Source organism: Streptomyces sp. Y309 (assembly GCF_056712025.1).
Genome location: NZ_CM160048.1, coordinates 4,085,953 through 4,098,639, shown reverse-complemented (window position 1 = coordinate 4,098,639; position 12,687 = coordinate 4,085,953). Strand labels below are relative to the sequence as shown.

Genomic DNA, 12,687 nt, shown 5'->3' with positions numbered 1-12,687 from the left:
GGGGTTACCGCCGGTTTTTTATCAGGTCTTTTCAATCCGTATACGTTGAGGAGGTAATCGCAGAGTGTGGCCAACTACGGTGATGTGACGTTCCGTGAATAGGGGGGTGGAGGGGTCGTCGTATCGCCTCCGGCCGCGCGGTCGGCGCCGGCGCGCTCCCGGCGGCGCCCCGCCTGGGCGCGGGTCCAGCGTACCCGAATCGGAGTCACATCGTAATCATAGTCGCTATGTAATTCTCTCCGCTCCGCTCTTCGGCGGGGCTCTCACCAGCGGAGATCTGTGACGCTGTGTGAGTGGACCGGAATCCCTCACTCAGCGTCACGATCCATCACGCTCGGCGGCTCAGCGTGTCACGGTGCTTCCCAGCCGTAGAAGCGGCTTGCGTGGCCGTCCGCCGCGGGCTCCTGGGGGGCGAGCTGCGGCAGGTCCCGGACCACCTTGCCGAACCAGATGTCCGATGCGGCTTTCTGCGCGATGTCCGCACCATTGCAGCCGGCGTGGTCCTGAATGTGGATGCACAGATCCTTGTAGGCGAACAGCTGGCGCCGCCGGGTGCCCATCAATCGAGGGGATTCGGCGGAGTCGGACTCCCGGAAGATGCTCGTGACGACGGGAATCGAGGCCTGGTCCATCCGGGCGATGGTGACGGTGGTGTTCGTCCGGCCTGCGTTCTCGATCGGCTCGTCCTCCCAGTCGTAGAAACAGAAAGCCGCGGAATCGGCCGGGGAATTCCAGGTCCCGGGGTCGTACGGCGCGACGAACGGCTGCAGGTCCGTCGAAAGGCGGGCCATGCGCGGATCGCCCTTCACCTTGGCGAGCGCGGACTGGTCGGCCTGCTCGGCGAAATCGTACAGATGGATCTGGATGTCATCGCACACAAAGAGCTGGCGGCGGCAGAGTCCGATCAGGTTCGGGATTTCCGTACTGTCGAACTCGGTGAACAGCTTCGAAACCTCGGGGATGGAATTGTGATCCATCTTCGAGACGGTAACCATGCTGCGCATGTTCATCACTTCCTCGTGGGAAAAAATCGATATTTGGTTACGCGACCGGCGCGGATTCCGACTCGGGCAGCTGTGCCTCGGGTTCGGTGGTGCGGCTCTTGGTGGTGACCGCCGCGAGGACGAGGCCGACCACCGCGATTCCGGCGCAGACGATCAGGAGCAGGTTCATGCCGCTCACGAAGGCCGTCTGGACGTCGTGGAGCATCGCCTTGTCGCCGAGCGAATCGGCGACGGCCACGCCGGATCCGACGCCGTCGGAGACCGGCTTGTGGTTGAGCGGGCCGAGTTCGGAGTGGTAGCGGGTGGACAGCACCGTGCCGAGCACCGCCACGCCGGTGGTGCCGGCCGCCTGGCGCAGGGCCGAGAGCAGGGCCGATCCGGCGCCCGCCCGCTCGGGGGTGAGCGCGCCCACGGCCAGGGCCATGGAGGTGGGCAGCACCAGGCCGATGCCGAGGCCGACGATCGCCATCCAGGTGGCGACGAAGCCGTACGAGGTGCCGATGTCGGTCAGCGCGCCGAGTCCCATCCCGACCGCGAGCAGACCGAAGCCGATCATCAGGGTCGGCTTGAGGCCGATCTTGTCGCGCAGGCCCTCCAGGAAGTTCGAGGCCACGAGCAGGCCACCGATCATCGGGAGCATGCGCAGGCCGCTGCCGAGCGAATCGACGCCGAGCACCGACTGGAAGTACAGCGGGATGGTGAAGAACAGGCCGAACATCGCGAAGGCGTTGATCAGCTGGTAGATGGTGCCCATGCGGAATCCGCGGTCCCCGAAGAGGCTGAGATCCGCGAGGGCGTGTTCCCGGGTCCGCTCCCAGGCGATGAAGCCCGCGATCAGGGCGAGGCCCGCGAGGAAGGTGCCCCAGGCCGCGCCGTCACCCCAGCCCAGGTCGCCGAACCGGATCAGACCGTAGGTGAGACCGACCAGGCCGGCCGCCGAGAGCGCCACGCTGACCGGGCCGATGGGCCGGCGGACCCGGCTGCGGGACTCCGGCATCCACAGGCCCACCGCGACCGCGCCGATGACGACGGTCGGGATGTTCACCAGGAACACCGAGCCCCACCAGAAGTGGTTGAGCAGCAGGCCGCCGACGATGGGGCCGAGCGGCATCCCGAGCGTCACCGCGGTGATCCACACGGTGGTGGCCCGGCCGCGCTCCGCCGGGTCGGGGAACAGCACCGGGATCATCCCCATCGACAGGGACATCAGCGCCGCCGCCGCGACGCCCAGAAGCACGCGGGCCGAGATCAGCTCGCCGGACGACCCGGCGAACGCGCACCAGACCGAGGCCGCGCCGAACAGCACCAGGGCGCCGAACACGACCTTCTTCCGCCCGAACCGGTCGCCCAGCGCACCGGCGGGCAGCATCACGCCCGCCAGCGTCAGCGTGTAGGCGGTGCTGAACCACTGCAGGGCCGCGGTGCCGGCGCCCAGGTCGCGGGCGAGTGTCGGCAGGGCGATGTTGAGCACGGTCATGTCGAGCCCGACGGTGAGCATCGCGAGCGCGAGCGCACCGAGGGCCAGCCAGCGGCGCGTGGCCGTCACTTCCATGGGGTCCCTCACATTTCCGAAGTCACTACGAGTTCAAAGTAGATACGGGATACGCATGGATGTCAATGTGGACCCACTCGTCTTCCGGGCTCGCTTCGGGCCCGCGCCGAGGTGGGCTGCGGGTGGGCCTCGCGGGTGGGGTGTGGATGGGTGCTGCGGGGCGTGGTGCCCGAAGGGTGCTGAGCTCGCGGCTTCCGCGCCGGATACCATCCGTGTACTCGCGTCCTTGCAGGCCGGCGGCGCCTTTTCCGCTATCCGGGCGTCGGGCCGTCCCCTTCTGCCGAGGAGTCAGGGGCGATCGGGCGGGGCCCATACGGTCCGCGGACGACGATGTGAAACGTCTCTTGATTGCGAGGGGTTGCCGGAGTGTCGGGACTGCGAGAACGAAAGAAGGCGCAGACGCGAAAGCGTCTGGCGGACACCGCGTTCATCCTCTTTCGCGAGCGTGGATTCGAGAACGTGACCGTCGCGGAGATCGCCGACGCCGCGGAAGTGGCCGTGAGTACGCTCTTCGCCTATTTCCCCTGCAAAGAGGCGCTGGTCTTCGACGCGGAGGACGAGTACGAGCGCGCGTTGACGGCCGCGGTCCGCGACCGCGACGCCGGCGTCTCGATCCTGGACGCCCTCGAGGCGCATCTCGTGCCGGTGGCGCCGCCCGCGGCGGGCGGCCCGTCGGGCGAGGACTTCGTCGAACTCGTCAAGTCCACACCGGCGTTGCTGGACTACGCCGGCCGGGTGCGGCACCGCTGGGAGGCCAGCCTCGCCGCCACCCTCGCGCAGGAGGTCGGGGTTCCGGAGGACGACCTGCTCGCGAAAACCCTCGCCCGCTTCGTGCTGGACGCCAACTTCCTCGCCACGTACGGCGATCACTCGCCGGAGGATCTGAAGGCCGTGTTCGAGCGACTGCGGTACGGCTGGGCGGATTTCGGGGCTACGCGATAACGCCCATACCGCGCCGCCGCATTTCGGGGCTACGCGATGTGTTCGGCGTCCGCGGCGTCTTCGTCAAGGGAACGCTGGTAACGGTCGCGGAAGCCGCGGAGGTAGGGGCGGAGGGTGCTCTCCGTGAGCGGGCCGCCGGACTGGCCCGTGACGCCGTAAAGGTCCATCAAGTAGAGGCTGAACTGGCGGGCGTTGGGGTAGTCGCCCATTTCGCTGACGTATTTGCGGAACGCGTTGAAGTAGGCCTCTTCGCGGGTCATGTCGTCCGGTAGTCCGGAGCCTTCCGCGGCCGCCGGTTCGGGCAGGGGCTCCGGTTCCGGGGCGGGTTCGGGGGCGGGCGCGGCGGCGGGGGCCTGTTCCCCGCGCGGGCCCGGGATCAGGTGGGCGTTCGCGAGGGGGCGGGTGCGGCCGGGGCCCGCCGGGACCCGGAAGCCCGAGCCGTCGTCGGCCGCTTCGGGGGCGTCTTCGAGGACTTCGTGGCCCTGCTCCGGGTACGCCTGGCCTTCGGCGTACCGCCGACCTTGCGCGTGCTGCCGGCCCTGGACGTACTGCTGCTGGTCATAGGCCTGCTGGTCGGCGTACTGCTGCTGCTCGTACGCCAGTTGCTCGGTGTAGGCCCGCTCGTCGTACCCCTGCTGCTGCGCCTGTTCCTCGTACCACTCGTCGTACGGGGCCTCGGGGTCGTACGACACCGGGCCCTCCCCGTACTGCTGCGGCGGGTGCGGGGCCGCGAACCAGGGGCTCACGTGGGCGCCGGGCTGCTGCTCCTCGGGGTGCGGGTGCTCCTCGGGCTCGGGCTCGGGCTCCGGGAGGGGGCGGGGGTCGGGGGACGGGTCCTTGGTCAGGGCCGCCGGGGTCGCGGGCTGAGCCTTCGTCAACTCCGCCGTATGGGTGGCCGCGGGCGCGGGCGGGAGCAGCGCGGGCTCGATGCCGGCCGCGGCAAGGCCCGCGGGGGCCGTCTCGGCGAGCGGGACGCCGTAGCGGGCCAGGCGCAGCGGCATCAGGGACTCCACCGGAGCCTTGCGGCGCCAGCCGCGGCCGAAGCGGGAGCGCAGGCGGGCCTGGTAGACCAGGCGCTCCTGCTCCAGCTTGATCACCTGGTCGTAGGAGCGCAGCTCCCACAGCTTCATGCGGCGCCAGAGGAGGAAGGTGGGCAGCGGCGAGAGCATCCAGCGGCTGATGCGCACGCCCTCCATGTGCTTGTCGGCCGTGATGTCCGCGATCCGGCCGATCGCGTGCCGGGCCGCCTCCACCGCGACCACGAACAGGACCGGGATCACCGCGTGCATGCCCACGCCCAGCGGATCCGGCCAGGCGGCCGCGCCGTTGAAGGCGATGGTGGCCGCGGTCAGCAGCCACGCCGTCTGGCGAAGCAGCGGGAAGGGGATGCGCAGCCAGGTCAGCAGCAGGTCGAGGGCGAGCAGGACACAGATGCCCGCGTCGATGCCGATGGGGAAGACGATCGAGAAGGTGCCGAAGCCCTTCTTCTCGGCCAGTTCGCGCACGGCGGCGTACGAGCCGGCGAAGCCGATCCCGGCGATGACGAGCGCACCGAAGACGACCACCCCGATGAGTATCCGGTGTGTGCGTGTCAGTTGCATCGCGGCCACCCGCGAACCCCTCCCTGCTCGGTGTGTTGCGAGCGATAGCCTGGCACACGTGTGCGGGGGAGTGTGGCCCGGTACGACGACGCAGGAGGTTCAGGCCGGTGGCGCGTCGTCGAGCTGCGCCAGTTCCGCCGTGCTCAGCTCTAGTTCGGCGGCCCGCGCCGAGTCCTGGATGGATGCCGGGCGGCTGGCTCCCGGCACCGGGATCACGGCCGGGGAGCGGGTCAACAGCCATGCCAGGGCCGTCTGTTGAGGGCTGACGCCGCGCTCGGCCGCGACGCGGTGGAAGGCGGTGCCCGCGGACGTCGGGCCCGAGGGGCCGTCGAGGGAGCTGCGGGCGATGCCGCCCAGGGGGCTCCAGGGCAGGAAGGCCAGGCCCAGTTCCGTACTCAGCCGCAGTTCGGGCTCGCTGTCGCGCACGGCGGGTGAGTACTGGTTCTGGACGGAGACGAGCCCGTCGCCGAGGATCGCGTGCGCCTCGCGGATCTGCGCGGTGTCGACGTTGGAGATCCCGGCGGCGCGGATCGTGCCGGCGTCGAGCAGTTCGCGCAGAGCGCCGACGGAGTCGGCCCAGGGCACGGCCGGGTCCGGCTTGTGGAGTTGGTAGAGGCCGATGGCCTCGACACCGAGCCGCTTCCGGGACGCCTCGGCGGCGCGCTTGAGGTGTCCGGGGGTGCCGGTGACCGTCCAGCTGCCGTCGCCGGGCCGCCCGCGGCCGCCTTTGGTGGCGACGAGGACGCCGGAGGTGTCGCTGCCGTAGCTGGCCAGGGCGCGGGCGACGAGGAGTTCGTTGTGGCCGCTCTCGCCTGCGTGCCAGTGGTAGCTGTCGGCGGTGTCGATGAGCGTGACGCCCGCGTCGAGGGCGGCGTGGACGGTGGCGACGGCCCGCTCCTCGTCCGGTCGCCCCTCGATGGACAGCGGCATGGCGCCCAGGCCGACGGCGCTGACGGTGGTGTTCCCGATGGTGCGGTACCGCATGGTGGTCTGTTCCTTCTGTTTCTCAGGTGGCTTGGGCGGTGGGTGCGTCGAAGGCCTCGGTGACTGCGCCGGGCAGCCAGTCGCTTGTGCGGGAGAAGGCGAAACCCAGCGCCTTCGCGCGGGCGTTGCTCATGGCGTAGTGGCGGTCGAAGGAGAAGGGCGAGGCCGCCTCTCCCGCGGCGACGGTCCGGTACACGGGTTCCCGGCCGGTCCGCGCCGCGACGACGGCGGCCAGACCGCGTACGTCGAGCAGCCCGTCGGAGCAGGCGTTCACCGGGCCGGCGAAGTCCGTGGCCACGGCCGCCCACAGCAGCAGGTCCGCCAGCTCCTCGTAGTGGATGAAGGACGTGGGCAGCGCCTCGGCGTGTACGGCGATCTCCGTGCCCCGGCCGACGCGCTCGGTGTAGTGCGCCAGACGGCCGGTGAACTCCCGTGCGCCGCCGCCGAGTACGTGGGCGCTGCGCACGGAGGCGAAGGCGAACCCGCCGTCCCGGGTGAGGACGGCCTCCGCCTGGCGCTTGCCCTCGGCGTAGTGGGCTTCCAGGTACGAAGGGTCGTGCCACGGCAAGTCCATCCGCACGAGCCAGGCGGCAGGGTCCACGATGTCTTCCGGCACCGGGGTGCCGTCCGGGACGGCGGGCAGTGCGGCGGTCGCCGGGTCGTACACCTCGATCGTGGACGTCATGACGTACCGGGCCGTGCGGGCGCGGAAGACGCGAGCGGCGACGGCGGCCTGCACGGGGGTGTAGCAGACCTGGTCGACGACCACGTCGAAGGTGCGGGAGCCGAGCGCGGCGGCCAGGGCGGTCTCGTCGTCGCGGTCGGCGACGAGGTGCTCGGCACCGGGCGGGGGCGGGATGGAGCCGCGGTTGATCACCGTGACCCGGTGCCCGGCGGCCAACAGGCGCCGGACCAGGAGCTTTCCGGCATACCGGCTGCCGCCGATGACGCAGATTCTTTGCATGCCCCCATCGTGGGGATCTACTGTCGCCAGCAGAAGTGCACACTTACTGGATGGGTATTAAGGAATACTGTTGATCGATGTGCAGCGCCTTCGCGTACTGCGGGCTGTGGCGGAACACGGCAGCTTCAACCAGGCGGCAGCAGCCCTCCACCTCACGCCCTCGGCGGTCTCCCAGCACGTGGCGGTCCTGGAACGCAGCCTCGGCGCCCAGGTTGTGGCGCGCAGCACCCGCGGGGTCGCCCTCACCCCGGCCGGCCGGATCATGGTCCAGGCCGCCGAGTCGGTCACCGCGGAGCTCGCGCACGCCCAACAGCAGGTCGACCAGCTCAGCACGGGCCGCTCGCAGCTCACCGTCGCCACGTTCACCAGCGGCGGCAGGCTCCTGCTGCCCGGCGCCCTCGCCCGGCTGACGGCAGCCCATCCCCGCACCGTGCTCCACGTCAGGGAGGGCGAGCCCGAAGACACCCTGCCGCTGGTCCGCCAGGGCGCCGTGGACCTCGCACTCGCCTATCACTTCGACGGCCCGCTGCCCGGCGGGGTGAGCCAGAACTCCGGCATGGAGTGGACCGCGCTGCTCGAAGACCCCTTGCGCGTCGTGCTGCCCGAGAGCCATCGACTGGCCGACCGCGCCACGCTCGACATCGCCGAACTGGCCGCCGAGCCCTGGGTGTTCGGCTGCCACAAGACAGAGGCGTACCTGCTGCGGTACGCCGAGCGCGCCGGGTTCGACCCGGAGATGCGGGGCACGACGACCGACTACTTCTTCGCGCGCTCGCTCGTCGCGGCGGGCCTGGGGATCTCACTGATCCCCTCCATCGTGCTGGCCCCGGAGGTGCCGGGCGTGCGCACCGTCCCGGTCAAGGAGCCGGGCCCGACCCGGCACATCGGCGTCGCCACTATCGGCCGCCGCCGCGACCACCCCCAGCTCGCGACCCTGATCGACGCCCTCCGGGAGCAGGCGTCAGCGCTGGACGCCACGTGACCGCGGGCCAGGTCCGGCTCGCCCAGTGCCTGCGCCCAGGCCTGCGCGTCCGGCTTCCACTCCGACCCGGCTGACCTGCGGCAACCCAATGAGCGGCGCTCGACGGGCGGATCGTCCGGGCCTTGCCTATCGTCGTGTACGGGGTGTGTCCCGGGCCCATGGGTTGTGCGTGGGCAAGGAGGTGCGAGGCATGCATCGGATCGTTGCACCCCGGATCGTTGCACCCGCGCTGGCCGTCGCCTCCGTTGTGGCGGTCGTTGCCGGGAGCGCGCCCGGCAGCACACTCGGCGGCACGCCCAGCGGTGATCCGGCGCTCAGTACGGTGACGTTCACCGCGGCCGAGCGCCGCGAGACCTTGGCGTACTGGACGGCGGACCGGATGCGGGAGGTCGCCGCCGGTGTCGACCTCGGGCACGACGCCGCGTCCGTCACACCCTGGCGCGGCCCGGCCATGAAGACGGTGGGACGGCTCTTCTTCACCAACGAGAAGGGCCAGGACTCCTACTGCACCGCCACCGCGGTCCGCAGCCGCAACCGTTCCGCGGTACTGACCGCCGGGCACTGCGTCCAGCTGCCCGCCTCCCCGGCGAACCACTACAGCAACATGGTCTTCGTGCCGGGCTACAGCGAGGGCGAGCGCCCGTACGGGGCGTTCGTGGTGCGGGCGGTCGTGATGCCGCGCGGCTGGGAGCAGGACGGCAAGAACGACATCGCCGCCGTCGTGGTGGACCCGCGGGACGGCACGTCACTGACCGACGCGGTTGGCGGCCAGGCCGTGGCCGTCGGCCGCAAGCCCGGCGACAAGGTGACCGTCTTCGGCTACCCCGACAGCCGGGAGCAGCGCGGTGAGCGGCTGATGCACTGCGCGGGCACCACGTCGGCCACGCCCGACGGTACGCAGAGCGTGCGCTGCCCGATGGAGGGCGGGGCGAGCGGCGGGCCCTGGCTGGCCGACTTCGAGGAGAAGTCGGGCCGCGGCAAATTGGTGTCCGTGAACAGCTCCGGCGACGCGGCGGAGGGCGGGTCGGTCATGCGGGGCGAGGTCCTGGGCGCGGCGGCGGGGGCGCTCCACGCGCGGGCCGAGGGGTTGTGAGCCCTGTGCCGCTACGGCAGCCGAGCGGAGACGGCAGGAGCCCGGCCGTGCGGACGGCCGGGCTCCGGTAACTTCCTTGCGCAAGCGCCGCGTTGGACTAGCTCTTCGGCTTGGTGTCGGTCTTCGGCTTGGCGCCGGAGCCGTCCTTGGAGTCGTCCGCGCCGTCCTTGCCGTCCTTCGGCTTGTCCGAGCCGTCCTTGGACTTGTCCGCGCCGCCGGACGGCTTGCCCGAAGTGCCGGAGCCGCCCGCCTTGTTCGCGGCGGCGACCGCGGCGACGGCCTCCTTGCCGGCCTTCTGCGTGTCCTTGGCCAGGTCGCCCGCGTCCGGCGACTTGTCGCCCGCGAGGCCCGCGCCGTTGTAGTCGACCGTGACGACGGCGTTCTCCACGCGCGCCACGAGCGTCTGCTGCTTGAAGGTGTCCTTGTCCTTCTTCACGTCATAGCTGACCAGCGTCGCCTGGTCGCCCACACCCTGCACGGGCGTGGTCTTGACGCCCTTGGCACCCTTGGCCGCCTGGGCGTCGGTGACCTGCTTGGTGAAGTTGGTCTGGGCGCGCTTGGCGCCGCTGCCGAGCGACTGGTCGGACTCGAAGCGGTTCAGCGACACGCGCAGCCAGCGGAACTGCGAACCGTCGACGCCGTTGTTGTCGAGGCTGTCCCAGGTGCAGTTGCCACGCGTGGACACATCATCCGACGTGCCCGTCTTGCCGGACTTGTCCTTGGCGGCCGGGACCAGCTCGCCGAGCGTCTTCTTGGAGAGCGTCTCGCAGGGCTCGGGGAGCTTGGCGAACGCGGCCTTCTCCACGGTCGCGGCCTGGCCGCCGGAGCCGCTGCCGGCGCCGCCGGAGGCGGACGCGGAGGGCTTGGCGCCGGAGTCCTTCTTGTCCCCGTCCGATCCGGAGTCGCTGCTGCAGGCGGAGGCGAAGAGGATCACCGGTACGGCGGCCGCGCCCACAAGAACGCGGGTGAGTCGCTGTCGCTGTCGCTGTGCGGGTCGGTGCATGGTTCCTTCACTCGTGTTCGCTCGTTGGCGTCCGTGCCGTTCGATGGGTCCGTTGGGTCACGGTACGCGGTGCCCGGCGTCGGCGACCCGGCTTCCGGGCAGCCCGTATGCGCCCCCGACGCGCGTCAGTCGTCGAACCTGTCGGCCAGGCTTTCGGCCAGTTCCCGCGCGTTGTCCTGCATTTCCTTGGAGTCGGGGACCTCTGTACGGCGGGCCGGCTGCTCGTCGTACTGGACCGTCACGATCACGTTCGACGTGCGGAACACCACAGTCACGGTGCGCTGGCGAGTGGCCGACGCGGCGGTGGTGAGCGCGTCGTCGAGGAAGGCCTCGTCGCCCACGTCGTCCAGGGTGCGCGGTTCGTAGCCGGGGGGTGTGGCCTCGCCCGACGCGTCGCCCTCCGGGCTGCTGCTGCCGGGCTCCTGGTCGCCCTCGGCCGCAGCGCCGCTGTCGCCGTTCTTGGAGCCCTTCTTGGCGCCGACGGCGGAGGCGCGCTGGGCCTGGTGGGAGCTGTTGGCGCCGCTCGCGTCGGTGTCGTTGCCGCTGTCCGAGCCGTTGGCGTCGTCGGAGCCGCCCGGGCTGCTGCCGGGACTCTCCGAACCACCGGACCCCTCCGACACATCCGGATCATCCGGCTCGCCCGGGTCATCGGACCCGTCCGGCTCCTCCGACTCCTCCGACGAAGACGGCTCCGGAATGCCCGAGTCGCGGAGCTTCGTGCGATAGATCCCGTGTGCCCGATCCTCGTCGCTGACCGTCCCGTCGTACGACACCACGCGCTCGAAGTCGACGAGGAGGTGGTGCGTGGCGTCCGGCGACTCGACCTTCCAGCGGCAGCCCACACGCCGGTCGGTGTCGTACGTGGCCGTGGCGACGCCCTCGTACGCCTTCTCCTGCTGCTCCGCGTTCTCGATGTCCTGGATGCCGGGCAGCATCGAGTCGAGCGTCGACTGGTCGACCGCGCCGCAGGGCTCGGGCAGGGTGCGGTACTTGCCGGGCTCGGCGGCCGCCGTGGAACTTCCGGAGTCGCCGGACTTGCCGTCGTCCCCGCTTTCGGTCCCCGAGCTGCCGGTACAGCCGGCGAGCAGCGCCACGAGGAGCGCGGCGACGCCCGGTACGTAGACCCTCCGCTGCACCGTGCTGGCTCCTCTCGACGTGGACGGTTCCGGTCCGCCGGCCGCGGGGCCGGACCGCCGGGCCCGTCCGGCCTGGTTATTCGGTTGCCGCCGGCGGACGGCCGGTGGACACAATGTGTATCGCACGCGCCGCTGTGGATGCCGGTCCGTTATCCCATACGTCGACCTTGGCACCAGTATTTGCGCTTCAAGTCTTTTGTTGTTGTACGGGGGAATGAGGAAGTCATGACGTACGTCGAGGTACCGGGCGCGAACGTGCCCATCAGGATGTGGGCGGACCCCAAGACGGTCGAGGGCGCCGCGATGCAGCAGCTGCGGAACGTCGCCACGCTGCCCTGGATCAAGGGCCTGGCCGTCATGCCGGACGTCCACTACGGCAAGGGCGCGACGGTCGGCTCCGTCATCGCGATGCGGGGTGCGGTGTGCCCGGCGGCGGTGGGCGTCGACATCGGGTGCGGGATGTCGGCCGTGAAGACCTCGCTGACGGCCGCCGACCTGCCCGACGATCTGTCGCGGCTGCGGTCGAAGATCGAGCAGGCGATTCCGGTGGGGCGGGGGATGCATGACGACCCCGTCGGGCCGGGGCGCTTCCATGGGCTGGCCACGGGGGGTTGGGACGACTTCTGGGGGCGGTTCGAGGGGGTTGCGGAGGCGGTGAAGTACCGTGAGGAGCGAGCCGTCAAGCAGATGGGAACGCTCGGGTCCGGAAACCACTTTGTTGAAGTCTGCACCGATTCGGATGGTGCGGTCTGGCTCATGCTGCACTCCGGCTCCCGGAACATCGGCAAGGAACTGGCCGACCACCACATCGGCGTGGCCCGCGACCTGCCGCACAACCAGGGCCTGGTGGACCGCGACCTGGCGGTGTTCATCGCGGACACCCCGCAGATGGCGGCGTACCGGAACGACCTGTTCTGGGCCCAGGAGTACGCGAAGTACAACCGCGCGCTCATGATGGCGCTCCTGAAGGACGTGATCCGCAAGGAGTTCAGGAAGGCCGCGCCGACCTTCGAGCAGGAGATCTCCTGCCACCACAACTACGTGGCGGAGGAGCGGTACGACGACATGGACCTGCTGGTCACCCGCAAGGGAGCGATCCGCGCGGGCTCCGGGGACTACGGCATCATCCCGGGCTCCATGGGCACCGGCTCGTACATCGTGAAGGGCCTCGGCAACGAGGCGTCCTTCAACTCCGCCTCGCACGGCGCGGGCCGCAAGATGAGCCGCAACGCCGCGAAGAAGCGGTTCTCCACGCAGGACCTGGAGGAGCAGACGCGCGGCGTCGAGTGCCGCAAGGACTCCGGCGTCGTGGACGAGATCCCTGGCGCCTACAAGTCCATCGACAAGGTCATCGACCAGCAGACGGACCTGGTCGAGGTGGTGGCGAAGCTCAAGCAGGTGGTGTGCGTGAAGGGCTGAACCTTCG

General features: G+C 70.4%; 11 protein-coding genes. 4 read left to right on the top strand and 7 right to left on the bottom strand.

Features of this window, described 5'->3' with window-relative positions; genetic code table 11:
• Nucleotides 1-350: 350 nt before the first annotated feature.
• Nucleotides 351-1,004 carry a TcmI family type II polyketide cyclase gene (locus AC0KTA_RS16215; protein ID WP_481055827.1) on the bottom strand — a complete coding sequence of 218 codons (654 nt, stop codon included), beginning with the start codon at nt 1,002-1,004 and terminating at the stop codon, nt 351-353.
• Nucleotides 1,005-1,041: 37 nt separating this feature from the next.
• Nucleotides 1,042-2,556 carry a DHA2 family efflux MFS transporter permease subunit gene (locus tag AC0KTA_RS16210; RefSeq protein ID WP_481055826.1) on the bottom strand — a complete coding sequence of 505 codons (1,515 nt, stop codon included), beginning with the start codon at nt 2,554-2,556 and terminating at the stop codon, nt 1,042-1,044.
• Between the two features lie 366 nt (nt 2,557-2,922).
• Here AC0KTA_RS16210 and AC0KTA_RS16205 point away from each other — a divergent pair, with 366 nt between their 5' ends.
• Nucleotides 2,923-3,498: a TetR family transcriptional regulator gene (locus AC0KTA_RS16205; protein ID WP_481055825.1), complete on the top strand. Its 576-nt coding sequence runs from the start codon at nt 2,923-2,925 to the stop codon at nt 3,496-3,498.
• Between the two features lie 29 nt (nt 3,499-3,527).
• On the opposite strand, the gene AC0KTA_RS16200 is transcribed toward AC0KTA_RS16205, so the two are convergent.
• The 3 genes from AC0KTA_RS16200 to AC0KTA_RS16190 all read right to left on the bottom strand — a co-directional run bounded on the left by AC0KTA_RS16200 (nt 3,528) and on the right by AC0KTA_RS16190 (nt 7,047).
• On the bottom strand, nt 3,528-5,099 hold the full coding sequence (locus AC0KTA_RS16200) for a DUF2637 domain-containing protein (RefSeq protein ID WP_481055824.1): 1,572 nt from the start codon (nt 5,097-5,099) through the stop codon (nt 3,528-3,530).
• 99 nt (nt 5,100-5,198) lie between these two features.
• A complete protein-coding gene (locus AC0KTA_RS16195) occupies nt 5,199-6,083 on the bottom strand; it encodes an aldo/keto reductase (protein ID WP_481055823.1) in 885 nt (294 codons plus the stop codon).
• 22 nt (nt 6,084-6,105) lie between these two features.
• Nucleotides 6,106-7,047: an NAD-dependent epimerase/dehydratase family protein gene (locus AC0KTA_RS16190; RefSeq protein WP_481055822.1), complete on the bottom strand. Its 942-nt coding sequence runs from the start codon at nt 7,045-7,047 to the stop codon at nt 6,106-6,108.
• A 70-nt stretch (nt 7,048-7,117) separates the two neighbouring features.
• On the opposite strand from AC0KTA_RS16190, the gene AC0KTA_RS16185 reads away from it, so the two are divergent.
• Entirely contained in the window at nt 7,118-8,029 is a 912-nt protein-coding gene (locus AC0KTA_RS16185) for a LysR family transcriptional regulator (protein WP_481055821.1), read from the top strand.
• A 190-nt stretch (nt 8,030-8,219) separates the two neighbouring features.
• Nucleotides 8,220-9,122: a trypsin-like serine peptidase gene (locus AC0KTA_RS16180; RefSeq protein WP_481055820.1), complete on the top strand. Its 903-nt coding sequence runs from the start codon at nt 8,220-8,222 to the stop codon at nt 9,120-9,122.
• A 97-nt stretch (nt 9,123-9,219) separates the two neighbouring features.
• Here the strand turns inward: AC0KTA_RS16180 and AC0KTA_RS16175 are convergent, their stop codons facing one another.
• Nucleotides 9,220-10,125: a DUF3558 domain-containing protein gene (locus tag AC0KTA_RS16175; protein WP_481055819.1), complete on the bottom strand. Its 906-nt coding sequence runs from the start codon at nt 10,123-10,125 to the stop codon at nt 9,220-9,222.
• A gap of 125 nt (nt 10,126-10,250) precedes the next feature.
• On the bottom strand, nt 10,251-11,261 hold the full coding sequence (locus tag AC0KTA_RS16170; protein ID WP_481055818.1) for a DUF3558 domain-containing protein: 1,011 nt from the start codon (nt 11,259-11,261) through the stop codon (nt 10,251-10,253).
• 225 nt (nt 11,262-11,486) lie between these two features.
• Here AC0KTA_RS16170 and AC0KTA_RS16165 point away from each other — a divergent pair, with 225 nt between their 5' ends.
• Nucleotides 11,487-12,680 carry an RtcB family protein gene (locus AC0KTA_RS16165; protein WP_481055817.1) on the top strand — a complete coding sequence of 398 codons (1,194 nt, stop codon included), beginning with the start codon at nt 11,487-11,489 and terminating at the stop codon, nt 12,678-12,680.
• Nucleotides 12,681-12,687 lie beyond the last annotated feature (7 nt).

What these genes read in the sequence shown, in the direction of transcription:
- AC0KTA_RS16215 (WP_481055827.1), bottom strand. Translation starts at nt 1,004, where the DNA reads ATGCGCAGCATGGTTACCGTCTCGAAGATGGATCACAATTCCATCCCC.
- AC0KTA_RS16210 (WP_481055826.1), bottom strand. Translation starts at nt 2,556, where the DNA reads ATGGAAGTGACGGCCACGCGCCGCTGGCTGGCCCTCGGTGCGCTCGCG.
- AC0KTA_RS16200 (WP_481055824.1), bottom strand. Translation starts at nt 5,099, where the DNA reads ATGCAACTGACACGCACACACCGGATACTCATCGGGGTGGTCGTCTTC.
- AC0KTA_RS16195 (WP_481055823.1), bottom strand. Translation starts at nt 6,083, where the DNA reads ATGCGGTACCGCACCATCGGGAACACCACCGTCAGCGCCGTCGGCCTG.
- AC0KTA_RS16190 (WP_481055822.1), bottom strand. Translation starts at nt 7,047, where the DNA reads ATGCAAAGAATCTGCGTCATCGGCGGCAGCCGGTATGCCGGAAAGCTC.
- AC0KTA_RS16180 (WP_481055820.1), top strand. Translation starts at nt 8,220, where the DNA reads ATGCATCGGATCGTTGCACCCCGGATCGTTGCACCCGCGCTGGCCGTC.
- AC0KTA_RS16175 (WP_481055819.1), bottom strand. Translation starts at nt 10,125, where the DNA reads ATGCACCGACCCGCACAGCGACAGCGACAGCGACTCACCCGCGTTCTT.
- AC0KTA_RS16165 (WP_481055817.1), top strand. Translation starts at nt 11,487, where the DNA reads ATGACGTACGTCGAGGTACCGGGCGCGAACGTGCCCATCAGGATGTGG.